General features: G+C 69.4%; 22 protein-coding genes. 12 read left to right on the top strand and 10 right to left on the bottom strand.

All coding sequences use genetic code 11. The annotated features are described in order from the left end of the window. Window positions 1-175: 175 nt before the first annotated feature. Both FK531_RS17430 and FK531_RS17425 read left to right on the top strand, forming a co-directional pair. Window positions 176-1,243, top strand: a complete 1,068-nt coding sequence (locus FK531_RS17430; protein ID WP_142101582.1) for an alpha/beta hydrolase — start codon at window positions 176-178, stop codon at window positions 1,241-1,243. Window positions 1,244-1,510: 267 nt separating this feature from the next. Continuing rightward, complete coding sequence (locus FK531_RS17425; protein WP_142101580.1) at window positions 1,511-2,956, top strand: sugar porter family MFS transporter; 1,446 nt, start codon at window positions 1,511-1,513, stop codon at window positions 2,954-2,956. Window positions 2,957-3,007: 51 nt separating this feature from the next. Here the strand turns inward: FK531_RS17425 and dxs are convergent, their stop codons facing one another. Beyond that, window positions 3,008-4,930, bottom strand: coding sequence for a 1-deoxy-D-xylulose-5-phosphate synthase (gene dxs, locus FK531_RS17420; RefSeq protein WP_142101578.1), 1,923 nt, complete (start codon window positions 4,928-4,930; stop codon window positions 3,008-3,010). Window positions 4,931-5,125: 195 nt separating this feature from the next. Between dxs and glsA the strand changes: the two genes are divergently transcribed. The 4 genes from glsA to FK531_RS17400 all read left to right on the top strand — a co-directional run bounded on the left by glsA (window position 5,126) and on the right by FK531_RS17400 (window position 9,492). Continuing rightward, complete coding sequence (gene glsA, locus FK531_RS17415) at window positions 5,126-6,964, top strand: glutaminase A (RefSeq protein WP_142101576.1); 1,839 nt, start codon at window positions 5,126-5,128, stop codon at window positions 6,962-6,964. A 61-nt stretch (window positions 6,965-7,025) separates the two neighbouring features. Continuing rightward, window positions 7,026-8,021, top strand: coding sequence for an ATP-binding cassette domain-containing protein (locus FK531_RS17410; protein WP_142101574.1), 996 nt, complete (start codon window positions 7,026-7,028; stop codon window positions 8,019-8,021). Further along, the gene (locus tag FK531_RS17405) at window positions 8,018-8,854 is read left to right on the top strand and encodes an ABC transporter permease (protein WP_142101572.1); all 837 of its coding nucleotides are present in this window, start codon (window positions 8,018-8,020) and stop codon (window positions 8,852-8,854) included. The genes FK531_RS17410 and FK531_RS17405 overlap by 4 nt, the downstream gene beginning before the upstream one ends. Window positions 8,855-8,865: 11 nt before the next feature. Further along, the gene (locus FK531_RS17400; protein WP_142101570.1) at window positions 8,866-9,492 is read left to right on the top strand and encodes an SIMPL domain-containing protein; all 627 of its coding nucleotides are present in this window, start codon (window positions 8,866-8,868) and stop codon (window positions 9,490-9,492) included. Between the two features lie 64 nt (window positions 9,493-9,556). On the opposite strand, the gene FK531_RS17395 is transcribed toward FK531_RS17400, so the two are convergent. The 4 genes from FK531_RS17395 to FK531_RS17380 all read right to left on the bottom strand — a co-directional run bounded on the left by FK531_RS17395 (window position 9,557) and on the right by FK531_RS17380 (window position 15,045). Further along, the gene (locus FK531_RS17395; protein WP_435531061.1) at window positions 9,557-11,143 is read right to left on the bottom strand and encodes an MDR family MFS transporter; all 1,587 of its coding nucleotides are present in this window, start codon (window positions 11,141-11,143) and stop codon (window positions 9,557-9,559) included. Next, window positions 11,140-11,631, bottom strand: coding sequence for a MarR family winged helix-turn-helix transcriptional regulator (locus FK531_RS17390; RefSeq protein ID WP_142101568.1), 492 nt, complete (start codon window positions 11,629-11,631; stop codon window positions 11,140-11,142). Before FK531_RS17390 ends, FK531_RS17395 begins: the two co-directional genes overlap by 4 nt. A 121-nt stretch (window positions 11,632-11,752) precedes the next feature. Further along, window positions 11,753-13,036, bottom strand: coding sequence for a class I SAM-dependent RNA methyltransferase (locus FK531_RS17385; protein ID WP_142101566.1), 1,284 nt, complete (start codon window positions 13,034-13,036; stop codon window positions 11,753-11,755). Then, on the bottom strand, window positions 13,033-15,045 hold the full coding sequence (locus FK531_RS17380; RefSeq protein ID WP_142101564.1) for an APC family permease: 2,013 nt from the start codon (window positions 15,043-15,045) through the stop codon (window positions 13,033-13,035). The genes FK531_RS17385 and FK531_RS17380 overlap by 4 nt, the downstream gene beginning before the upstream one ends. A 199-nt stretch (window positions 15,046-15,244) precedes the next feature. On the opposite strand from FK531_RS17380, the gene FK531_RS17375 reads away from it, so the two are divergent. Both FK531_RS17375 and FK531_RS17370 read left to right on the top strand, forming a co-directional pair. Continuing rightward, entirely contained in the window at window positions 15,245-15,910 is a 666-nt protein-coding gene (locus FK531_RS17375; RefSeq protein ID WP_142101562.1) for a potassium channel family protein, read from the top strand. A 46-nt stretch (window positions 15,911-15,956) separates the two neighbouring features. Next, complete coding sequence (locus FK531_RS17370) at window positions 15,957-16,619, top strand: potassium channel family protein (RefSeq protein WP_142101560.1); 663 nt, start codon at window positions 15,957-15,959, stop codon at window positions 16,617-16,619. A gap of 11 nt (window positions 16,620-16,630) precedes the next feature. On the opposite strand, the gene FK531_RS17365 is transcribed toward FK531_RS17370, so the two are convergent. Next, on the bottom strand, window positions 16,631-17,593 hold the full coding sequence (locus tag FK531_RS17365) for a pirin family protein (RefSeq protein ID WP_142101558.1): 963 nt from the start codon (window positions 17,591-17,593) through the stop codon (window positions 16,631-16,633). Between the two features lie 93 nt (window positions 17,594-17,686). Here FK531_RS17365 and FK531_RS17360 point away from each other — a divergent pair, with 93 nt between their 5' ends. Next, complete coding sequence (locus FK531_RS17360; RefSeq protein WP_142101556.1) at window positions 17,687-19,303, top strand: MFS transporter; 1,617 nt, start codon at window positions 17,687-17,689, stop codon at window positions 19,301-19,303. Beyond that, a complete protein-coding gene (locus FK531_RS17355; protein WP_142101554.1) occupies window positions 19,287-19,871 on the top strand; it encodes a TetR family transcriptional regulator in 585 nt (194 codons plus the stop codon). The genes FK531_RS17360 and FK531_RS17355 overlap by 17 nt, the downstream gene beginning before the upstream one ends. A gap of 196 nt (window positions 19,872-20,067) precedes the next feature. Here FK531_RS17355 and FK531_RS17350 read toward each other — a convergent pair whose 3' ends face one another. Next, complete coding sequence (locus FK531_RS17350) at window positions 20,068-20,787, bottom strand: DUF3159 domain-containing protein (RefSeq protein ID WP_142101553.1); 720 nt, start codon at window positions 20,785-20,787, stop codon at window positions 20,068-20,070. Between the two features lie 52 nt (window positions 20,788-20,839). Beyond that, window positions 20,840-21,217 carry an OB-fold nucleic acid binding domain-containing protein gene (locus tag FK531_RS17345; protein WP_142101551.1) on the bottom strand — a complete coding sequence of 126 codons (378 nt, stop codon included), beginning with the start codon at window positions 21,215-21,217 and terminating at the stop codon, window positions 20,840-20,842. 137 nt (window positions 21,218-21,354) lie between these two features. On the opposite strand from FK531_RS17345, the gene FK531_RS17340 reads away from it, so the two are divergent. Then, window positions 21,355-22,062, top strand: coding sequence for an alpha/beta fold hydrolase (locus FK531_RS17340; protein WP_142101550.1), 708 nt, complete (start codon window positions 21,355-21,357; stop codon window positions 22,060-22,062). Here FK531_RS17340 and FK531_RS17335 read toward each other — a convergent pair. Together FK531_RS17335 and dut are read right to left on the bottom strand one after the other, a co-directional pair. Continuing rightward, window positions 22,059-22,919, bottom strand: a complete 861-nt coding sequence (locus FK531_RS17335; protein WP_246098255.1) for a DUF3710 domain-containing protein — start codon at window positions 22,917-22,919, stop codon at window positions 22,059-22,061. The two genes, FK531_RS17340 and FK531_RS17335, sit on opposite strands and share 4 nt — an antisense overlap. Next, complete coding sequence (gene dut, locus FK531_RS17330; protein ID WP_142101546.1) at window positions 22,919-23,410, bottom strand: dUTP diphosphatase; 492 nt, start codon at window positions 23,408-23,410, stop codon at window positions 22,919-22,921. Before dut ends, FK531_RS17335 begins: the two co-directional genes overlap by 1 nt. Before the next feature lie 24 nt (window positions 23,411-23,434). On the opposite strand from dut, the gene FK531_RS17325 reads away from it, so the two are divergent. Beyond that, window positions 23,435-23,944, top strand: a complete 510-nt coding sequence (locus FK531_RS17325; protein WP_246098232.1) for a DUF3093 domain-containing protein — start codon at window positions 23,435-23,437, stop codon at window positions 23,942-23,944. Window positions 23,945-23,992: the final 48 nt, after the last annotated feature.

Genomic DNA, 23,992 nt, shown 5'->3' with positions numbered 1-23,992 from the left:
TACGGCTCTGACCTGCCGTGATCGCGGGATCTCGGCACTTGGGGACCCTCCGGGGACATTACGAATGTGTCCAGCACGACGTTTTGTGCTGCTGGCACCGCCGATACCGCGTTAGGGTGCACGAGCCCGTGAACCGCGGCCGCGCATGGCCGCACGACGAGAGGCCGAAACAGAAATGCGATTACGACGTCCGAGAGGCGGGAGAGTCGCCTCGCGACTCAAACGGTCGATTCTGGTGTCATTGGCGATGCTGCTACCGCTCGGGGTGTCGGTAGCAGGTCCCGTGGGTACCGCGTCGGCCGCCTTCAACCCGAACTTCGGGTTCGACTTCTGGGTCGACTCCGACATGGGCGGGATCAAGTCCCGTATCTTCCGGGCTGCGGACGGCAACACCAACCGCGTGGTGTACGCCCTCGACGGGATGCGCGCCCGGGACGACCTGAACGGCTGGGAAATCGAAACCGACGTCGCCCGCGCCCTCACCAGGGCGAACATCAACGTCGTGATGCCGGTCGGCGGCCAGTCCAGCTTCTACGCAGACTGGAACGCGCCGAGCACGTTCGTCGGACTCGATACCGGCTCGGACGGGGGCACAGGCTCGGCGGGTTCGTCGGCCGCAGGTTCGTCCATCGCCCCGACAGGTGTGGCCGGAAAGCGGAACACCTACAGGTGGGAGACGTTCCTGACCCGGCAGCTGCCCGATGCCCTGAGCGCCCGGCTCGGCTTCAGCCCGCACGGAAACGGCGTGTTCGGCCTGTCGATGGGCGGCAGCGCTGCCCTGACCCTGGCCGCGTACTACCCGCAGCAGTTCAGCTTCGCGGGCTCGTTCTCCGGCTTCCTCAACAACTCGGCGCCCGGCATGCGTGAGGCCCTGCGCGTCGCGATGATATCCGCGGGCGGATTCAACATCGACGCGATGGCACCGCCGTGGGGGCCGCAGTGGCTGCGGATGGACCCGTTCGTGTTCGCCCCACTCCTGAAGGACCACAACACCCGCCTGTGGATCTCGTCCGGCAGCGCCCTCCCCGGCCCGGGGGACGTCACCGATGCGCTCGGAATCGTGCAGGCCGTGCCGCTGGAGGCGTTGGCGCTGATCAACACTCGCGCCTTCGAGGTCCGGATGGCCACCCTCGGCGCCGGCAACGTCCACTACGACTACCCCGCCACCGGTGTGCACAACTGGAAGAACTGGGAGGATCAGGTCATCCGGATGATTCCCGACCTGTCGGACCACATCGGCTGAGTCCGCGCTCGACACCGCGCACTCGCACGGCACCACTGCCGCGCCCCGGGCAACCTGCCCGGGGCGCGGATTGGTCTCATGGCCCTGTGCGGCGTGGCCTGGACGTCGTTCGGCGCCTGGCGCCAGCACCGCACTCCCCCAACCGATCCGAAGCCTTTCATTCGCGTGTTTCGCGGCGCGCTGTCGGCGCATCCGGCGTAGCGTCCAGTTAGCTCCGGGTGTTGCACGACGCAAAGGGGCGTCGACCGCGGGGCCCGAGGGGTCGACATGGCAAGCAGCGACACCGTCTACGGCGGCCCCGGATCCGGTGCGGCGAGAGCGGACATCGGTCACGCCGTGATGTTCGCCTCCGCGGCGGCACTCGGCGGATTCCTCTTCGGCTACGACACCGCCGTCATCAACGGCGCGGTGGGTGCCATCCGCGACAAGTACGACATCGGTGCGGGCGGAACGGGTCTCACCGTCTCACTGACCCTGCTCGGCGCCGCGTTGGGAGCCTGGATCGCGGGCTCCCTCGCGGACCGGCTCGGCCGGATCAAGGTCATGCGGATCGCCGCGGTCCTGTTCATCGTCGGCGCGATCGGCTCCGCGTTCCCGTTCTCGGTCTACGACCTGACCGCCTGGCGTGTACTCGGCGGCGTCGCGGTCGGTTTCGCCTCCGTGATCGCCCCCGCCTACATCGCGGAGATCTCCCCCGCCGCGATCCGTGGCCGGCTCGGCTCGATGTACCAGCTGGCGATCGTGCTCGGCATCGCCATCTCGCAACTGGTGAACTACGCCCTCTCCTCCAACGCGGGTGGTGCCCGCGGCACCCTGGCCGGAGTCGAGGCATGGCAGTGGATGCTCGCACTCGAGGCCGTACCCGCGCTGCTCTACCTGCTGATGACATTCACGATTCCCGAGTCGCCGCGCTTCCTCGTCGCCCGTGGCCGCGACGACGAGGCCCGCACCATCATCTCCGGCCTCGAGGGCGGCGACCACGACGCGGTGACCTCCCGGATGGACGAGATCCGCGCCTCGCTCAGCGAGCACCGAACGAAAACCTCAGTCCGCGAACTGTTCTCCAAGCCGCTGGGGGTCGCGCCGCTGGTGTGGGTGGGCATTGCGCTCGCCGCCCTGCAGCAGTTCGTCGGGATCAACGTGATCTTCTACTACTCGAGCACGCTGTGGCAGGCCGTCGGCTACGGCGAGGACCGCGCGCTGTTCATCAGCGTGGTCAGCGCGCTCGTCAACATCGTCGGCACCTTCGTGGCAATCGCGGTGATCGATCGGATCGGCCGTAAACCGTTGCTGCTCATCGGTTCCGTCGGCATGGCGGTCTCGCTGGCCACCGCGGCAGTGTGCTTCCACTCGGCGGTCGTGACGACCAACGACATCGGCGAGTCCGTCGCCACGCTCGAAGGCACGAACGGCACCGTCGCGCTGATCGCCGCGAACGCCTTCGTGTTCTTCTTCGCGTTCTCCTGGGGCCCGGTGGTGTGGGTGCTCATCAGCGAGCTGTTCCCGAACCGGGTGCGGGCCGCGGCGGTGGGTATCGCGACAGCGGCGAACTGGGTGGCGAACTTCCTGGTCTCGTCGACCTTCCCCGCGCTGGCCAATTGGAACCTCTCGGTCACCTACGGCGGCTACGCGGTGATGGCCGCGATCTCGTTCGTGGTGGTGTGGCGGTTCGTCAGCGAGACCCGCGGCCGCACGCTCGAGGCCGCGGGCTGAAAGCCCACTCGCTACAGCTGAAAGCCCACTCGCTGCTGCTGGACGCCGTCGCTATCCGACGCCCGGCGTGCCGGTACCGAGACCGGACGCCTCCTGCTCCGTGGCGCGCATCCCGGACACCCAGCCGGTGATCTGGCGGGCCAGATCCTGTGCGGTGAGGCCGATCTCGGCGAGAATCTCGCCGCGGGAGGCATGGTCGAGGAACCGCTGCGGCACACCGACGTCCCGCGCCGGAGTGTCCACCCCGGCCGCACGCAGCGCCGCGGACACGCTCGACCCGATGCCTCCGTGGACGCCGCTGTCCTCGAGCGTGACGACCATGGCGAACTCGGCGCCGAGGTCGACCACCGACTGCGGCACCGGCAGCACCCAGCGCGGGTCCACGACGGCCGCCGTGATGCCCTGCTGCGCGAGCCGCTCGGCCGTCTCGAGCGCGACCGCGGCGAACGGTCCGACAGCCACGATGAGCACGTCGCCGCGCCGGTCGGTAGGCATCGCCAGGACGTCGAGGACCCCGTCGATCCGCTCCAGCGCCGGGATGTCGTCGCCGACCGAACCCTTCGGGAACCGCAGCGCGGTCGGGCCGTCGTCGACCGCGAGGGCCTCGCCGAGTTCCTCCCGCAGGGTGGCCGCGTCGCGCGGCGCCGCGACCCGCATGCCGGGCACGATGCCGAGCAGGGAGAAGTCCCACATGCCATTGTGGCTGGCGCCGTCCGAACCCGTCACACCAGCACGGTCGAGTACCAGCGTCACCGGCTGACCGAGCAACGCGACGTCCATCAGCAACTGGTCGAACGCACGGTTGAGGAAGGTCGAGTACACCGCGACCACCGGGTGCAGGCCCCCGAGTGCCAGGCCCGCCGCCGAGGTCACCGCGTGCTGCTCGGCGATCCCGACGTCGAACATCCTGTCCGGGAACCGGTCGGCGAACGGCGCGAGGCCGGTCGGTCCCGGCATCGCCGCGGTGATCGCGACGACGTCGGAACGCTGCTCCGCGTGCGCGATCAATTCGTCGGAGAACACCGAGGTCCACGCGGGGGCGGGGGCGGCGATCGCGGAGCCCGCCTTCGGGTTGATGGCGTGCATCTGGTCGGCCTTGTGGTTCTCGGCGGGCGCGTAGCCCATCCCCTTGCGGGTGACGGCGTGCACGATCACCGGTCCGCCGAAGTCCTTCGCGCGGCGCAGAGCCGACTCGAGCGCGGCCTGGTCGTGGCCGTCCACCGGGCCGAGGTACTTGATGCCGAGATCGGTGAACATCACCTGCGGGCTGACCATGTCCTTGATGCCCGCCTTCATACCGTGCAGCAACTGGTACGCGGCGCGGCCGACCCACGGCATCTTCTTCACGATCCGACGGCTGTTGTCGAGGATCTTCTCGTAGCCCGGCTGCAGTCGCAGCGCCGCGAGATGGTCGGCGAGACCACCGATGGTCGGGGCGTAGGAGCGGCCGTTGTCGTTGACGACGATGACCACCGACCGGTCACTTCCTGCGGCGATGTTGTTGAGAGCCTCCCAGCACATGCCGCCGGTCAGGGCACCGTCACCGACCACCGCGACCACGTGCCGGTCCTGACCGGTCAGCTCGAATGCCTTCGCCAGACCGTCCGCGTAGGACAGCGCCGCGGACGCGTGCGAGGACTCGACCCAGTCGTGTTCGCTCTCCGCGCGGCACGGGTAGCCGGACAGGCCGCCCTTGGTGCGCAGCGTGTCGAACTGGTCCATGCGTCCGGTGACCATCTTGTGGACGTAGGCCTGGTGACCTGTGTCGAAGATGATCGCGTCGTTGGGCGAGTCGAAGGTCCGGTGCACGGCGAGGGTCAGCTCGACGACACCGAGGTTCGGGCCGAGGTGGCCGCCGGTCGCGGAGACCTTGTGCACCAGGAAGTCGCGCACTTCGGCGGCGAGCTCCCGCATCTCGGGAAGGGTCAGGCCGCGAAGATCACCGGGCGTCTGAACTCGAGAAAGAACACCCAACGAGATCGCTCCCTCCGAGGAACACAGCAACCGCCAGCCGGTTGACCGACCCAGTCTACGGAGGCCCATTCCCACCGAACGCCAGGCGTGCCGACACGCGGCGCACTGCAGCGGCGCTGCCTGCTCCATTATGCCGAACGGGGTGAGTCAGTTCACAGCTCGCGGGCCACCGCGAAGGGTGCCAGTCTTGTCGTCATGCGCAACGTGGTGGACGCGATCATCGGCGAGGTGTACACGCTGTGCCGGGACAACCGCGCAGGCGCACTGGCCGACTACATTCCCGAACTCGCCGCGGTCCCCGCCGACGAGTTCTCGCTGTGCCTGGCCACCAGCGACGGATTCGTCTACGAGGCGGGCAGTTCCGGCACCGAGTTCACCATCCAGTCGATCTCCAAACCGCTCACCTACGGCCTCGCCCTCGCGGACCGTGGACTGGAGGCCGTCGCAGAGAAGATCGACGTCGAACCCTCGGGCGAGCCGTTCAACGAGATCAGCCTGGACCCGGTGACCGAGCGGCCGCGAAACCCGATGATCAACGCCGGCGCGATCACTTCGGCCTCGCTGATCGCAGGCGAGAACCCGGAGGACCGCTTCGAACGGTTGCGACGCTGCTACTCGACGTACGCCGGCCGCGAGCTGACCATGAACGCGGACGTGTACGCCTCGGAGGCGCGCACCGGGCACCGCAACCGGGCCATCGGGCACATGCTGCGCTCGTTCGACATCATCACCGGCGACCCGGACGAGGCCGTCGACCTGTACTTCCGGCAGTGCTCGGTCAACGTGACGTGTCGCGACCTCGCACTGATGGCCGCGACGCTGGCCAACAACGGGACCAACCCGCTCACCCGCGAGGAGGCCCTGGCCCCGGCGCTCGTCGAGCGTGTGCTGAGCGTGATGACCTCGTGCGGCATGTACGACGCGGCGGGCGACTGGATCACCCAGGTGGGCCTGCCCGCCAAGAGCGGGGTGGGCGGGGGCGTGCTCGCGGTCCTGCCCGGACAGATCGGCATCGCCGTGCACTCGCCACGTCTGGACTCGCACGGCAACAGCGTGCGCGGCGTGCAGGCCTGCCGGGAACTGTCGCGCAGGCTGGAACTGCACTTCCTGCACGTCACCCGTGCGGCCCGCTCCGCGATCCGGTCCAGCTACACCGTCGGTGAGGCACCCTCGCGTGAGCGCCGCAGCGGCCCGGAACTGGCCACCCTCGAGCGCACCGGCAACCTCGCCCGCATCTACGAACTGCACGGCGACCTACTGTTCGCGGGCGCCGAGACCGCGGTCCGTGAGATCTGCGACCGCGCTGACGAGCTCGAGGCGTTGGTGGTGGACATGCGCCGGGTCGACGAGGTGAGCGAGGTGGCGCGCCGAATGCTCGCCGACCTGCACGACACCCTCGACGCCCAGGGCTGTCGGGCGGCGTTCGTCGACCCCGCCGGACTGCTCGGCTACACCACGTCCACCATCGCGCCGATCGGTCCCGGTGGTCGTGTGTTCGTCGACCTGGACAGCGCACTCGAATGGTGCGAGACGGTGCTGCTGGACCTGCACTGCGGCACCGACCGGACGCCGGCGGAGATTCCGCTCGCCGAGCATCCACTGCTGGCAGAGCTCACCCGACCGCAGTTCGAGCGGTTCACGAAGGATCTCGAGATCCGCGAGATCGCGGGCGGCGAGACGGTCGTGCGGCGCGGCGACGACCCGGCAGGCATCTTCCTGATCCTGGCCGGCCGGGTCAGCACGGTGCTGACCGGATCCGACGGTGCGACGCACCGGGTCACCACGCTGGGCGCGGGCATGACGTTCGGCGAGATGCCGATGCTCGTCGATCGAAAGTTCCTCGGCGACATCCGGACCGACGGCCAGGTACGCGTCGCGGTGTTGCCGCCGGAGCGATTCGCCGCGCTGACCGCGGAGGCGCCCGCCCTGAAACTTGCCCTGCTCGACCGCCTGGCGAAGGGCGCATACGAGCAGCTCGACACCGCGATCCGTTCGATGAGCCTCCACGGCGCCCCGATGACGCCCGCGCGTTGACCTCGCGGCGAATCGGGTAAATCCGTTGCCCGAACCGCCGAAATCGGACAGGGTGGACCCCATGCCTGTCGACACCGAGCTCGCGATCCACACCGAACGCCTGGTCAAGAGATTCGGATCCACCGTCGCGGTGGACGGGGTGGACCTGGCCGTACCGACCGGCGGCGTCTACGGCGTTCTCGGCCCCAACGGTGCGGGCAAGACCACCACGATCCGGATGCTCGCGACCCTGCTCGACATCGACGGCGGCTCCGCACGGGTGCTCGGCCACGACGTGACCCGCGAGGCGGACACCGTTCGAGGCAAGGTCTCGCTGACCGGCCAGTTCGCCTCGCTCGACGAGGACCTGACCGGAACCGAGAACCTGGTGCTGCTGGCGCGGCTGTACGGCTTCTCCCGTCCCGCAGCCCGGTCCCGCGCCGAGCAGTTGCTCGCCGCGTTCGATCTGAGCGAGGCCGGGTCCCGGCAGGTGAAGAACTTCTCGGGCGGCATGCGCCGACGCCTCGACATCGCGGCGAGCATCATCGTCACCCCCGAACTGATCTTCCTCGACGAGCCGACCACCGGCCTCGATCCGCGCAGCCGGAACCAGGTCTGGGAGATCGTGCGGGCGCTCGTCGCCGGCGGGACCACCGTGCTCCTCACCACCCAGTACCTGGACGAGGCCGACCAGCTCGCCGACCGGGTCGCGGTCATCGACCACGGCCGGGTCATCGCGGAGGGCACCACCGGCGAACTGAAGGCCTCCGTGGGTTCCGGAGCGCTGCACGTGCGGGTCGCCGATCCGGCCAAGCGTCCGGCGGCCGCCGAGCTGCTGACCGACATCCTCGGCGTCGAGGTCTCCGAGGAATCCGATCCGGCGGCGCTGACCGCCCGTACCGACGATCCCCGACGGGTGGCCCTGGCGCTGCCTGCGCTGCACGAGGCGGGGATCGACGTCACCACCTTCGCACTCGGCCAGCCGAGCCTCGACGAGGTATTCCTGGCGCTGACGGGCCGCCCCGCCGATTCCGACGACACCGACGGATCGCAGACCTCGAGGGAGAACGCGTCATGACCTCCACTGCCGAACGCACCGACCCCACCGCCACCGCCGTGGGCGAGGCCCTCGCGCTGGACGGCCCCCGGCCCGTCCGGCCCAGCGGGCTGACCGCGGCGCTGTCCTTCGGCTGGCGTGCGCTGCTGAAGATCAAGCACGTCCCCGAGCAACTGTTCGACGTGACCATGTTCCCGATCATGTTCACGCTGATGTTCACCTACCTGTTCGGCGGCGCCCTCGCGGGCTCCACCGAGGCGTACGTGCAGTTCCTGATTCCGGGCATCCTCGTCCAGACGGTCGTCATGATCACCATGTACACCGGGCTGACGCTGAACAAGGACATCGAGAAGGGTGTCTTCGACAGGTTCCGGTCGCTGCCGATCTGGCGACCGGCTCCCCTGGTCGGCGCGCTGTTCGGCGATGTCGTCCGCTACACCATCGCATCGGTGATCGTGATGGTCCTCGGCCTGATCCTGGGCTTCCGGCCGCAGGGCGGGGTGGTGGGCGTGGTCGCGTCGATCGCACTGCTGCTGCTGTTCTCGTTCAGCATGTCCTGGATCTGGACGATGTTCGCGATGCTGATGCGCACCGAGCAGGCGGTGATGGGCGTGTCGATGTTCATCCTGTTCCCGCTCACCTTCGCGAGCAACATCTTCGTCGACCCGTCGACGATGCCCGGGTGGCTGCGGGCGTTCGTGGACGTCAACCCGATCAGCACACTGGTCACCTCGATCCGCGGGCTCATGGCCGGCAGTCTCGACTTCGCCCAGCTGGGCATCGTGCTCGCCTGGTGCGCCGGGTTCGTGCTGGTCTTCAGCCCGATCACCATGCGCCTGTACAACCGGAAGTAGTGAGGAGCGCGATGAAATCGTCCGTCACCGTGGTCGGCCACGGGGTGTCCGCCACTGCGCCCGACGTCATGCGCGTCACGGTGTCGGTGGAGGTGCGCCGACCCGACGTGGTCGGCGCGTTCGACCGGGCCGGTGAGGCGGCCGGAGCCGTGTCCGCCGCCCTTCGTTCTGCCGGGGTCTCGCCCGCCGACGTCGCGACCACCGGTCTGTCCGTGCACGCGGATACCGTGTGGAAGGACGGCTCGGGTCAGCAGGTCGTCGGGTACGTCGCGAGCACCTCGCTGGCGGTGACGTTGCGCGACCTGTCCGCTCCCGGGCGGGTCATCGGCGAGTGCGTCGCCGCCGGGGGCGACGACGTCCGGCTCGGCGGGCTCGAACTGGCCGTCTCGGATCCGACCGCGCTGCTGAGCGCGGCACGGGACGCGGCGTTCGCCGACGCCCTCGCGAAGGCGACCCAGTACGCCCGGCTGTCGGGACGTGAGCTCGGCAAGGTGGTCGAGGTGTCCGAGGGCGCCGAACCGCTCGGGACGCCGCGGCCGATGCTGCGGGCCGCGAGCATGTCCGCCGACGCGATGCCGATCGAGCGCGGCGAGACCGAACTGTCCGCGTCGGTGCGGGTCCGCTGGCGCCTGGTCTGACACCCGCGCACGCGAACGGCCCGACCCCGCGGTGGGGTCGGGCCGTTCGGTTGACGCCTGCGAATCAGACCTTCGCGTACTCCTTGTCCGACTCGGACGGCTGCAGGTCGATCGTGGTGCGCAGCGGCTTGTTCGGCAGGAAGGCCACCGCGATCAGCGTGACCACCGCGACCGCGGCCGCGATGAGGAAGATCCGTCCGGTCGCGTCGCCGTAGGACGCGCGGACGACCTCCTGCACCGGTTCGGGCAGCGTCTTGAGGTTCAGGTTTCCGCCGCCGCCCGGGGTGTGGGTGTCGATGCCGAGCTTCGCGAAGCCCTGGGCGGTGAGGTCGGTGACGCGGGTCGCGAGCACCGAGCCGAGCACCGAGACGCCGATGGCGCCGCCGAAGGTCCGGAAGAAGGCGACCACACTGCTCGCCGCGCCGATGTTGTGCACGCTGACGGTGTTCTGGACCGCGAGCACGACGTTCTGCATCAGCATGCCGGTGCCCAGGCCCAGCAGAGCGATCATCAGGCCGATGACCCACATGGCGGTCTCGTGGTCGATGGTGCTGAGCAAGGCGAATCCGACGACCTGCAGGACGGCGCCGGCAACGACGAAGCCCTTCCACTTGCCGAACCGGGTGATCAGCTGCCCGGAGCCGACGGTGCCGACGAGCATGCCGAAGACCATCGGGATGGTCAGCAGGCCGGCCTCGGTCGGGGTGTGCCCGCGGGCGGTCTGGAAGTACTGGCCGAGGAAGGTCGTGGCGCCGAACAGTCCGACACCGACCGCGACGGAGGAGATGATCGCCAGCGCGGTGGTCCGCTCACGGATGATCGGGAGCGGGATGATCGGCGACTTGACCTTGCTCTCGACGAGCACGGTGGCGACGAGCAGGATCACGCCGAGGCCGACCAGGACGGCGGACTGCGTGGAGATCCAGTCGTAGTAGGTGGCCTTGCCCGCGAACGAGACCCACACCAGCAGCACGGAGACACCCGCGGTCAGCAGGGTGGCACCGAGCCAGTCGATGGACACGCCGTCCTTGCGCTCGGTCTCGATGTGCAACGTCTTCTGCAGCAGGAAGAGCGCGATCACGGCGAGCGGGACGCACACGAAGAAGCACCAGCGCCAGCCGAGGCTGTCGGCGACGACGCCGCCCAGGACGGGGCCGCCGGCCATCGCCACGGCCATGACTGCGCCCATGTAACCGGAGTACCGACCACGCTCACGCGGCGGGATGATGGTGCCGATGATCGCGACGACCAGGGCGGTCAGACCACCCATGCCGATGCCCTGGATCACGCGGGCGCCGAGAAGGACCGGGACGTTCTGCGCGGTTCCGGCGATCACCGAGCCGACGACGAAGATCACGATCGAGGCCTGGACCAGGATCTTCTTGTTGTAGAGGTCGGAGAGCTTGCCCCAGATCGGCGTCGAGGCGGCGGTCGCCAGCAGCGAGGTGGTGATGACCCAGGCGTACTGGGTCTGGGTGCCGTTCAGGTCGCCGATGATGGTGGGCAGCGCCGTCGAGACGATCGTCGAGCTGATCAGCGCGGTGAACAGTGCGGCGAGCAGGCCCGCGAGCACCTCGAGGATCTCTCGGTGCGTCATCAGCTGCGTGGTGCCGGGCGGCGCGGCCTGCCCGGCGGGTTGGGTGGTGGTCATGGGCGAAGTCCCCCCAGATGATCGGAATTGTGTGCGGCCACGGATTTCCGGGCCGGCGGGGTCGAAAAGGTGTGCTTGAGGAGACGAAGTGAGGCGAGGGCGGCGTCGGCCTCGTCCTGGCTCCATCCCGCGAGCAGGTCGTGGAGACGACCCGCCCGTTCTTCCTTGTTTTCCTTCAATAGCTGCGCACCTGACTCGGAGAGCTGGACGAGCGAGGCCCGCCCGTCCCCCGGGTCGGGGTGCCGTTCGACATAGCCCGCGTCGACGAGGTCGGCGATCTGCCTGCTCAGCGACGACTGGCTGACGCACAGGTTGTTCGCCAGTTCGTTCTGCCGGCACGGTCCCGCAGTGACGAGGACGTGCATGACGCCGATGAGCGCGGGTGGCAGGCCGGTCTCATCGGCTGCGACGAGAAGGTTGCGGAGAACTCTCCCGAACAGGAAGACCTCCTCCACGAGATCCTCCGCGGTCGCGGTGCGAATGGCCATCGGCTTCCCCTGAGTAAAGAGACAACAATGATGCTTGCAGTATGCAACTATATATTGCTTGTATTGCCCAAGCAAGTTGTTGTGACGCAGAAGACTCCGCCTCGACCGGACGACACCGGATCTAGCGTGTGAGCAGTGCGATGCACTCCATGTGATGGGTCAGCGGGAACGCGTCGAACGCGCGCACCTGCTCGAGGCGGTACCCCTGCCCCAGGTACAACCCGACATCGCGACCGAACGCCGCCGGATCGCAGCCGATGTGAATCACCGTCGCGGGGTTCGCCGCCGCGACCGCCTCGACCACCTCGCGGCCCGCCCCGGACCGTGGCGGGTCGAGGACGACCGAGTCGACCGGCACCGGCAACTCCCCCGACCCCGATTCTCCCAGCGCCGCCTCGACGCGTTCGGCGAGCAGTCGCACCTGGCCGAGGTCGCCGAGCGCGGCCCGACCGTCGGCCACCGCGCCGCGCGCGGACTCCACCGACACCACCGCGCCGCCGGCGCCGACCTGCCCGGCCAGTTCCGCCGCGAACACCCCCACTCCGCCGTAGAGGTCCCAGGCGGACTGTCCGGACGTCAGACCCGACCACTGCCGCACCACGGCGGAGTAGGTCGCGGCGGCGCCGCGATGCGCCTGCCAGAAGCCGGTCGCGGACAGCTCCCATTCCCGGCCGCCGACCCGTTCGACGGCCCGGCCGCTGCCCGTCACCACGTGTTCGCGCCGCGGACCCGCGGACGCGGCCCGCCGCGCGGTCGCTCCCCGCCTGCCGGGACTGCGACGTCCGGTGCGCGACACCCGCGCCGGCTCGATCTCCACCACGTGCCGGGTGCCCTCGGCGTCGACGGTGACCTGGATCTCGCCACCGGGCCGCCAGTCCCGCTCGTCCAGCGACTGGTACATCCCGAGAACCGGCTGGGGACACAGCAATTCGGTCACCACCCGGTTGCTGCGGTAGCCGTGGAACCCGGCCCGTCCGTGCTCGTCGACCGCCAGCCGCAGCCGGGTGCGCCAGCCGGTGCCGTTGCCGGTGCCGGGCAGGTCCTCGACCTCGACCTCGCGCTCCACCCCGGCCAGGCGCCGCAGTTGCTCGGCGACCACCGAGGCCTTCATCGCGCGCTGCGCGGGCAGGCTGACGTGCGAGAAGTCGCAGCAGCCGGCGCCGCCGGGACCGGAGATCGGGCACAGCGCCGGAATCCGGTCGGCCGAGGCCTCCACGATCTCGAGCGCGTCCGCGCGGCAGAACGAGCCGCCGCGGTCCTCGGTGACACGGGCCCGCACCAGCTCGCCGGGCAGTCCGTGCCGGACGAACACCACCCGGCCCTCGTGCCGCGCGACGCAGAACCCGCCGTGACCGGGATTGCCGAGCCGCAGCTCGAGGTCCCGACCGAACCAGCTCTCGCTCACTGCTTTCCCTCGGGGGCGTCGAAACCGCGGCGGGTCGCGCCGGGCGCCGCCGACGGCTCGACCCGCCGCGCGCGATCGCGGGCCTTCTCCGACGAGGTCAGCTGCCAGGGCACGCTGGTGACCATCACGCCCGGCTGGAACAGCAGCCGGCTCTTGAGCCGAAGTGCGCTCTGGTTGTGCAGGATCTGTTCCCACCAGTGCCCGACCACGTACTCGGGGATGAACACGGTCACCACGTCACGCGGCGAGTCCCGGCGGACCCGCCGCACATAGTCGAGCACCGGCTTGGTGATCTCACGGTAGGGCGACTCGACCACCTTGAGCGGCACCGTGATGTCGCTGCGTTCCCACTCCCGCACCAGGGCGCGGGTGTCGGGTTCGTCGACGTTGACCGTCACCGCCTCGAGCGTGTCCGGACGGGTGGCCCTGGCGTAGTTGATCGCCCGCAGGGTGGGCATGTGCAGTTTGGACACCAGCACGATCGAGTGCGTGCGACTCGGCAGCACGCCGTCCCACTCCACTTCCTCGAGCTCGGCGGCGACGCTGTCGTAGTGCCTGCGGATCATCTTCATCACCACGAAGATCGCCACCATGGCCACGATCGCGATCCACGCACCCGCGGCGAACTTGGTGATCAACACGATGATCAGCACCGCGCCGGTCATCACCAGTCCGACGGAGTTGATCACCCGCGAGCGCTGCATGTGCCGGCGCTGCACGGGATCCGTCTCGGACCTCAGGTGCCGGGTCCAGTGCCGGATCATGCCGGTCTGGCTGAGCACGAACGAGACGAACACCCCGACGATGTAGAGCTGGATCAGCTTGGTGACCTCGGCCCCGAACAACACCACGAAGGCGATCGCGGCACCGGAGAGGAACAGGATGCCGTTGCTGAACGCGAGCCGGTCGCCGCGGGTGTGCAGCTGCCGCGGCAGGTAGCGGTCCTGCGCGAGAATCGAACCCAGCACCGGGAACCCGTTGAACGCGGTGTTCGCGGCCAGCACCAGGATCAGCGCCGTCACGATCGCGATGAAGTAGAAGCCGACCGGGAACCCGTTGAACACGGCCTCCGCCAGCTGCGCGATCAGCGTCTTCTGCTGGTATCCGTCGGGCGCGCCGGACAGCTGGGTGGCGGGGTCGTGTGCGTACACGATGCCGATCTTCTGGGCCAGGATGATGATGCCCATCAACAGCACGATGGCGATGGTGCCGAGCATGAGCAGGGTGGTCGCGGCGTTGCGGGACTTCGGCTTCCGGAACGCGGGCACGCCGTTGCTGATCGCCTCGACACCGGTCAGCGCGGCGCAGCCGGAGGAGAACGCGCGAGCGATCAGGAACGCGAACGCGATGCCGTACAGGTGCTGGTCCTCAGCCTTGAGCACGAAACCCGCGGACTCGGCCTGCACGTTGTCGCCGAGCACGTAGATGCGGAACAGCCCCCACGCCAGCATCAGGAACATGCCGACGATGAACGCGTAGGTCGGGATGGCGAACGCCGTGCCCGACTCCCGGATACCGCGCAGGTTGATCGCCGTCAGCAGGGCGATCGCGGCGACCGCGAACAGCACCTTGTGGGTGGCCACGAACGGCACCGCCGAGCCGATGTTGGAGGCCGCCGACGAGATCGAGACGGCAACGGTCAGCACGTAGTCGACCATCAGCGCGCTACCGACGGTCAGACCCGCGGTGGGCCCGAGGTTGGTGGTCGCGACCTCGTAGTCGCCGCCGCCCGACGGGTAGGCGTGCACGTTCTGCCGGTAGCTCGCGACGACGACCGCCATCACCACACAGACGGCGAGGCCGATCCACGGGGTGTAGGCGTAGGCGGAGATCCCGGCGACCGACAACACGAGGAAGATCTCCTCGGGCGCGTAGGCCACGGAGGACATTGCGTCGGAGGCGAAGACCGGCAGGGCGATTCGCTTGGGCAACAGCGTGTGCCCCAACTTGTCGCTTCGGAACGGTCTACCCACCAACAGCCGCTTGGTCGCGGTCGACAGCTTTGACACCGGGAAAGCGTAAGCCGTCGGAACCGATCCAGTGCCATCCGGCGCCGATCGCGGCCGCGCCGCCGCCACGCCGGACCCCGAATGGCGACGTGCGCGGGAACCTGCGAACGTGGAGCGGTACCGTTTCGTGTTCATTCAACTTCGCCGCGCCGCGGCGAGCGAGAGACGACGTCGGGGAACCGATGAGCGGAGGCCAGCGGTGTACGTAGTCGTGATGGGGTGCGGCCGGGTCGGATCGGCCCTCGCGGCCGGACTGAACCGGATCGGTCACGAGGTCGCGATCATCGACCGGGACCCCGAGGCGTTCCGACGCCTCGACCCCGAGTTCACGGGTCAGCGCGTCGTCGGGATGGGGTTCGACCGCGACGTCCTGCTCAAGGCCGGCATCGAGCGGGCCGAGGCGTTCGCGGCGGTCTCCTCGGGGGACAACTCGAACATCATCTCGGCACGGGTGGCCCGCGAGACGTTCGGCGTCGGGCGCGTCGTCGCCCGCATCTACGACGCCAAGCGCGCGGCGGTGTACGAGCGGCTCGGCATCCCGACCGTCGCGACGGTGCCGTGGACGACGGACCGGTTCCTGCACCACCTGACCCGCGAGTCGCACACCACCAAGTGGCGCGACCCGTCCGGCACCGTGGCGGTCGCCGAACTGGACCTGCACGAGGACTGGGTGGGCCACAAGGTGACCGAACTCGAGGAGTTCACCACGTCCCGCGTCGCGTTCCTGATCAGGTTCGGCACCGGACTGCTGCCGGACCTCAAGACGGTGATCCAGGCCGACGACCAGGTGTACATCGCCGCGGTGTCCGGGACGGTCGCCGAGGCCGTCGCGCTGGCCGCCACCCCGCCGCCGGGCGACTCGTGACCGCCCACCTGCCCGCCCCACCCCCCAACCCGATCGGACGGCACCGATGAGAGTCGCAATCGCCGGAGCAGGCGCCGTAGGCCGCTCCATCGCCCGCGAGCTCGTTCGCGGCGAGCACTACGTGACGCTGCTCGAGCGCAAACTCGAACACGTCGACCCCGAGGCGATCCCGGACGCGCACTGGGTCCACGCCGACGCCTGCGAGCTGGGGCTGCTCGAGTCCGCGAAGCTCGAGTCCTACGACGTGGTGATCGCGGCGACCGGCGACGACAAGGTCAACATCGTGGTCAGCCTGCTGGCCAAGACCGAGTTCGGCGTCCAGCGGGTGGTGGCCCGGGTCAACGATCCGCGCAACGAGTGGCTCTTCGACGAGTCCTGGGGCGTGGACGTCGCGGTCTCGACGCCCCGGATGCTCGCCTCGCTCGTCGAGGAGGCCGTCTCGGTCGGGGACCTGGTGCGGCTCATGACCTTTCGGCAGGGGCAGGCCAACCTGGTCGAGATCACCCTGCCCGCGGACACCGCACTGGCGGGCAAGCCGGTGCGCAAGATGCAACTGCCCCGCGACGCCGCACTGGTGACGATCATCCGCGGCGGACGGGTGATCGTGCCGCAGCCGGACGACCCGATCGAGGGCGGCGACGAACTGCTGTTCGTAGCCTCGGTCGAGGTGGAGGACGAACTGCGCGAGGCGGTCGGCGTCAAGCGCTGACGGGGGGTCGGTCAGCGGGTCGCGCCGCCCGGCCGAAGCGGTCCCGGCGGCAACGCGGGCGCAGGCAACTGTGGGCCGTCGTACGCGCGCACCACGCCGAACTCGGAGCCCTCCATGTACTCGGTCCGCGCCGCGACGATCTCCTCGTGGCTGCGGGCCACGAAGTTCCACCACATCACGATCTGCTCCTCGAACGGCTCGCCGCCCAGTAACAGCAGCTTCGAGTTCACCTCGGCGCTGACGGCGAGTTCGGTTCGCGCACAGCCGAGGTAGAGCATCGTCCCCGGCCCGATCCGGGTCCCGTCGACCTCCACGATCCCGGACATCACCAGCACCGCGTGCTCGAAGTCGCGCTCGAGCGGCAGCAGCACGGTGGTCCCGCTGGTCACCTCGACGTCGGCTCCGACCAGCGGACTGTAGGTGGTCCCGGGTGAGCGCGCACCGGCCAACTCCCCCAGGATCACCGTGGTCCGATGTCCCGGGCCGGTCAGCACCGGCAGGTCGGCATGGTGCTCCCAGCTGGGGGCGCCGTGGCGGTGCGCCTCGGGCAGCGCGACCCACAATTGGGCGCCGTGCAGCAGGCGCGGGTGCCGGGCGGGGCTGTGTTCGGCGTGCGCGATGGCGCGACCGGCGGTCATCAGTCCGAGCTGCCCCGGACCGAACTCCTGGTCGCTGCCGATGCTGTCCCGGTGCCGGATCTCACCGTCGAGCAGCCAGCTGACCGTCTGCAGACCGGTGTGCGGGTGCGGCGGCACCGACATACCCGGCTCCTTCTCGATGTCGTCCGGGCCGTAGTGGTCGATGAAGCACCACGGCCCGACCAGGCGGCGGCCCAGGTTCGGCAGCAGTCGGGTCACGACCGTCTCCCCGAGCATCACCTCCCGTCCGGCGTAGACCTCGTGTGCGGGTGTCGCTGACGTGCCTGCCAGCCCGCCGCACGTCGACTCGCGCGGGGCCGTCTCGAGATTGCTCATGTGTCGACCGTACGAGCTAGGTCAACCTCTTGCCCGGCGAGATTCTGAGAGTAACATTCAGTTTCTATCTACTTCCATATCGGAGTTGATGTCATGACTTCAGTCGCCACCCCCTCGACCACCACGAACCGCTGGTGGGCACTCGGCGCCCTCGCCGTGGCCATGCTGACGATCGGCCTCGACACCACGGTCCTGATCGTCGCGCTGCCCACCCTCGCGGTGGACCTGCACGCCGACACCTCACAACTGCAGTGGTTCAGCACCGCGTACACATTGGTCCTGGCCGGCGCACTGCTGCCCGCGGGAACTCTCGGCGACCGGATCGGCCGCAAACGGATGCTCGTCGTGTCGATGACGCTGTTCGGTCTCGCGTCGGTGGCCTGCGCCTACGCCCGCACCGCCGGCGAATTGATCGGCGCCCGAGCGGTTCTCGGCCTCGCGGCCGCCGTCATGATGCCGATGTCGATGGCGGTCCTGCCGGTCATGTTCCCCGACAAGCGCGACCAGGCTCGCGCACTGGCCGTCTGGGTCACCTCCACCGCGATCGGGCTGCCGCTCGGACCGATCGTCGGCGGTTGGCTGCTGCAGCACTTCTGGTGGGGCTCGGTGTTCCTGATCAACGTGCCTCTCGTGTGCGTCGGCCTGCTCGCCATCGTGGCGCTGGTGCCGGAATCGCGCGCCACCGACCGCCTGCCCTTCGACCTGCCGGGAGCCGTGCTGTCGTCGCTCGGACTGCTCGCGCTGACGTACGGCTTCATCGCGGCCGGCGACGGCGGGTGGGGCGATCCGACCACCCTGGCGAGCCTGTCGGCGGGGATCGTGGCGCTGGTCGCGTTCGTTCTCCGTCAGCGCCGCACCCCTTACCCCCTGATCGACCTCGCGCTCTTCCGTAGCCGGGAGTTCACATGGGGTGCAACACTTTCCACCGCCGTGTCCTTCGTAATGTTCGGCCTGTTCTTCTCACTGCCGCAACTGTTCCAGTCCGTACAGGGCAGCGACGCCTTCGGCACCGGACTCAAGCTGTTACCCCTGATCGGCGGACTGGTGATCGGCACCCGCCTCGGTGCCGCGCTCGGCGTTCGCCTCGGTGCGGGCGCCGTGATCGGACTCGGATTCGTGGTCATCGGCGGCTCCGCACTGTTCGCCACGTTCACCACCGCCGCGACGGGCTACCCGGTGGTGGCGTGCTGGCTGACCGCCGCCGGAATCGGCTTGGGGCTGGTGATGCCGGTGGCAATGGCCGCCGCCGTCGGCGCACTCTCCGCGGAGCGGTCCGGGTCGGGATCCGCACTGATCCAGGCACTACGCCAGGCGGGCGGCACGATCGGCGTCGCGGTCCTCGGAACGGTACTGGCCTCGACGTACCGCGCCCATCTCGACACCGGACCCCTCCCGCCCGCGTTGGCCGACCGTGCCCGTGACGGCGTCGCCGCCGCGGCTGCGATCGCGCAGCAGTCGGGAACACCCGCACTCGCTCGCGTCGCCGGCGAGTCGTTCGTCGCGGGCATGTCGGCCGTGCTCTGGGTCACCGTCGCGGTCTCGGCCGCGTGTGCGGTCGCAGCCGCGATCGCCCTCCCGCTGCGGCCGCCGCCGCAGGACGACGACGCTGGTACTGGGCCTGGGGCTGGGACCGCCGAGGATGCCGACGGCGCGCTTCACGCACCTCGGACCGCACGTACGGAAGGCTTGCCCCATGGCACCGCGACCTGAGCAACTGGGACTCCGCGAACGCAAGAAGCTCAGGACGAGGGCCGCGATCCGCACTGAGGCCATGAGACTGTTCGAGACTCAGGGCTACGAGGCCACCACGATCGAGCAGATCGCCGAGGCCGCCGAGGTGTCCCCCAGCACCTTCTTCCGCTACTTCCCGAGCAAGGAGCGGGTCGTGATGGCCGACGACCTGGACGACCCGACCATCGCCGCGCTCGAGCGGATCCCGCTCGAGGTCCCTCCCCTGGCAGCGTTCCGGCAGGCGTTCGAGACGACTCTCGCCGGAATGTCCGAGGAACAGGTCGAGCTCGAGCTGGCCAGGTCCCGACTGATGTTCCGAGTGCCCGCACTGCGGGCCGCGTTCGCCGACGAGCTCTACCGGAGCATCGAGTTCGCCGTCGAGATTCTCGCCAGGCGGCTCGACCGGGACCCGGACGACCCCGGACTGCGGGTGCTCGTCGGCGCTATGACCGGGGCGGTACTGGCCATGGCGGGCACCGCGCCGGAGGACCTCCGGTACCCGATCCGGGCCCTCGAACTGCTCGAAGCCGGACTGCCGGTCGGGTGACACGGGCGGCCGTCGCCGAATTCGACCCGGAGTGCGGTCAACCGCCGATTTCCCGGCACTTCCGATTACCGGATCGTCTACCGGGTTGTTTATCGAAACGCGCCCGAAAGGGGGTGGGGTAGATCACAATATGCTCGCGTTCCGATAACAATTGTCACCCGTATTGATTCGAACGAACGACATTCATTCGTTCGACTCAGGGGCGGTCGCGGTCGGGCCCACCGGACTCGCCGGACTCCGGCGTCCCGAGAACGGACTGCTCCGACTCGGCCTCCGCCTCTGTCGCACCCACGACCGTCTCGTCCACGACCGTCTCGTCCACGATCCGGTCGGCCCGCCTCACCGCCCAGACCGTCGCCAGCAACACCAACGCCGTCAGCGGCCACCCCATCGCGATTCGCGAGACCGCGAGCCAGCCGGTGTGGTCGGTGTCGTAGAGCTGCGACTGCACCAGGTACCGCGCGGCGAACACCAGCGCCCAAGCGACAGTCGCGATGTCATAGGCACGCAGCGCCGGACGTGACCGCCGCCAACTGTTGCCGTGACCGTTCAGGAATCCCCACAGCACGCCGACCAGCGGCCAACGCACCAGGATCGAGACGACGAACACCCCCGCGTACAGCAACGAGGTGTAGATGCCGAACAGGAAGTAGCCCTTGGCGTCGCCCGTGCGGTGCGCGATGAACGCGCAGATGCCGACTCCGACGAAGCCGGAGATCGCCGGCTGGATGGTGCCACGCACCACGAGGCGCCACACCAGCACGACCGCAGCGACCCCGAGCGCGGCCCAGATCGCGGCGGTGAGCCCGAACAGACTGTTGACCGGCACGAACACCAGGATGGGCAGCGTCGAGTACACCAGCCCGCTGATGCCGCCGAGCTGTTCGAGGATGGACTGCTGCTGCGTGTCGCTCACTCCACGAGACTGCCACACGTGCCAGGCGGCAACGCCGGGAGGCGGGCGCCGGCTAGGCGTCGCCGCTGAGCTCGTAATAGGGGTTGTAGATGACCTTCTGGCCGTTGCGGTCGCCGAGGCGTCCACGCACCTTCAGCTTCTTGCCGGGTTCAATGCCCGCGATCCGGCGCCTCCCGATCCAGACCAGCGTGACCGCATCGGTGCCGTCGAAGAACTCGGCCTCCACGCTCGCGTTCGACGACTTCGGACACGCCTCCACGCTGCGTAGCCGACCCAGCATGGTGACTTCCTCGCCCCGGGAGCAGTCGCACGCGCGCTGCGCGCCCGAGGCCTGCGACGAGTTCGCCATCTCCTCGGCGTCGAGCTGATCGATGTCCTCGGTCAGCCGACGGGTGAGTCGGCGAAAGTAACCGTTGGCCGCGAGTGCCATTTGTGCGCTCCTGGAGCATGTGCGGTGCGAGCCTCGCCCCGCTCGTAGTTCGTCTGTGATCGCCACTGTAGCCCCAACCCGAACCACTAACCACACCGTCTGTGGGGGCCCTCACAGCCACCGTGCAGTATCGACATATGCCAGAACTGAACCTGCCGCGGGTCGCCGTGGTCCTCCCCGGAACCGGATCCGACGCACACTTCGCCGCACGGGCGTTCACCGCAGCATTGTCGCAGGTGGGAGTCGATGTCATCGCTGTCGATCCCGACCCGCGCAGGGTCGTCGGCAGTTACCTCGACGCGCTCACCGCGGCCGCCGACCGGAACGGGCCGATCCTCGCGGGCGGCATCTCGATCGGGGCGGCGGTCGCGCTGCAGTGGGCCGCGCGGCACGAGTCGCTGGCGGCCGGAGTGCTGGCCGCGCTGCCCGCATGGACCGGTGACCCCGTCGACGCCCCGGCGGCGCAGAGCGCCATGCTGACGGCGAGCCGGCTGCGAGCCGACGGTCTCGAGGCCGTCACGGGCGCGATGATCGAGACATCACCGGCCTGGCTCGGCGGCGAACTGGAACGGTCCTGGCGCTCTCAGTGGCCGCACCTGCCGCAGGCGCTGGACGAGGCGGCGGGGTACCGCGGACTCGACGAGGACGAGATGGCGGGTACCACCGTCCCGGTGGGAATCTGTGCGGCGACCGACGATCCGGTCCATCCGCTGGCGGTGGGCACGCAGTGGGCGGCCCTGCTGCCGCACGCGGCGCTCGAGACGGTCACCCTCGACGAGGTGGGTGCCGATCCCGCAGCGCTCGGGCGCGGCTGCCTGGCCGCCCTGGTGCGCGCGCCGCGCTAGCGACCGAGCTGCTGCATCGCCGAGCCGGACCCGCCTGGACGCTCCTCCGGCGACGCCGGCGGTTCGCTCTGGTCGAGCACGGCCTCGGTCACGACCGCCTGCTGCTCGGCGACGGCCTGCTGCTGCGCCTGCAACTGCTGGGACTCCATCTGCTGCTGCTGGGCCTGCATCTGCTGCTGCTGGGCCGCGATCAGCTGCTCGGCCAGCACCTGCGGGAGCACGACCGGCAGCGGGGTGCGGACCGGGTTCGGCTCGTCGCCGCGATTGACGATGGTCTCGCGCAGTACCTCGCGGGCGGTCTCGGCGAGCGGCGAGTCGACGCCGGCGGTCCCCGTCGGACCGGCGGCGACGCACCGAATCATCCAGCGGTAGCCGTCGATGCCGATGAAGCGCAGGTCCGCGTTGGGCGTGACCGCGTGCAGTTCGCGACCCCACGGTCCGCTCTCGACGCTGACCCCGGCGTTGTCCGTGCGCAGCGACTCGGCGAGGTCGCCGGCGACCTCGCGCCACTGGCCCGGGGACTTCGGTGCGGCGTACGCGGCCACCGTGATCCGGCCGTGCTCGGTGACCAGGTGGACCGCCTGCGGACTGCCGTCCGGCGACATCTCGACCTGGATCTGCCCACCCTCGGGAAGCGGGACCAGCACCGATCCGAGGTCCAGCCGCGCGGCGGCCTCCTGCTCGAGGTCCGCGGGGTCGAACTCGCTCGCGTCGTAGGGACCCCGCTCCTCGGTGACCTCGAACTCCTCGACACGCTCGGAGTCCGCGTCGGGCTCGGGTGCGTCGCCGCGCAGGTCCTCGAAACGGTCCGGCTCGTGGTCGGCCGCCGCTTCGTCCTTGTTCTTACGTCCGAAAATCATTGCGCCTCTTCCTCGGGCAGTGCCGACACTGCGTGCAGGATCGCATGACCACCGCTGGAACCGTGGCCTCCGGTACCTCTGCTGGTGTCGTCGAGCGACTCGACCTCGACGAACGAGACCAGTTCGATCCGCTGAACCAGGAGCTGCGCGATGCGGTCCCCGCGCCGGATGTCGATCGGGGTACGTAGGTCGTGATTGATCAGGCAGACCTTGATCTCGCCGCGGTATCCGGCGTCGATCGTGCCCGGGGTGTTCACCACCGACAGTCCCGACTTGGCCGCGAGCCCGGACCGCGGGTGGATCAGGCCGACCGTGCCGACCGGGAGCGCAACGGCGATCCCCGTCCCGACGAGCACCCGCTCGCCCGGCTCGATGGTCACGTCCACGGTGGAACACAGGTCCACGCCCGCATCCGATTCGTGGGCACGTTGCGGGACCGGTATCTCGGGATCGAGGCGCAGCAGCTCGATGGCAGGAAGATCGCTCACGTGCACCGAGACTACTCTGGATGCGTGTCCGAGAACCCCCAACCTGCATCCCTGCGCACCGACCGCGTCGCCGCTGCTCCGAGCTACTCCGAGCGACTGTGGGTGCCACTGTGGTGGTGGGCCGCCGGCTTCGTCGTCGCGGTCCTGATCGCCGTCGAGGTCAACATGGGCGTACGCAGCCTGATCAAGTGGCTGCCGTTCGTACTGCTGCTGCCCTTCCCCGTCTGGGCACTGGTGTGGCTCAGCCGAGTGCGGGTGGAGGTCTTCGCCGGTGTCGGTGGCGCGCCGGGCGAGCTGCGGGCCGGCCGCGCCCACCTGCCCCTCGATGCGATCTCGCGGGTCGCGATCGTCCCCGGGACCGCGAAGTCGGCGGCGCTCGGTCGCCAACTCGACCCCGCCGCGTACGTCGAGCACCGCACCTGGATCAAGCCGATGGTGCTGATCGTGCTCGACGACCCTGACGATCCGACGCCGTACTGGCTGGTCAGCACCCGTCGGCCGACCGAACTCGCCGCCGCACTCGGAAAGAAGTAGCCGCCGGGAGCACGCGTGACGCCAAGTGCCCGGCCTGCGTACAGGCCG

Origin of the sequence: Rhodococcus spelaei (assembly GCF_006704125.1) — a bacterium.
Classification (GTDB): Bacteria; Actinomycetota; Actinomycetes; order Mycobacteriales; family Mycobacteriaceae; genus Rhodococcus_G; species Rhodococcus_G spelaei.
This window is presented reverse-complemented; position numbering and strand designations above follow the sequence as displayed.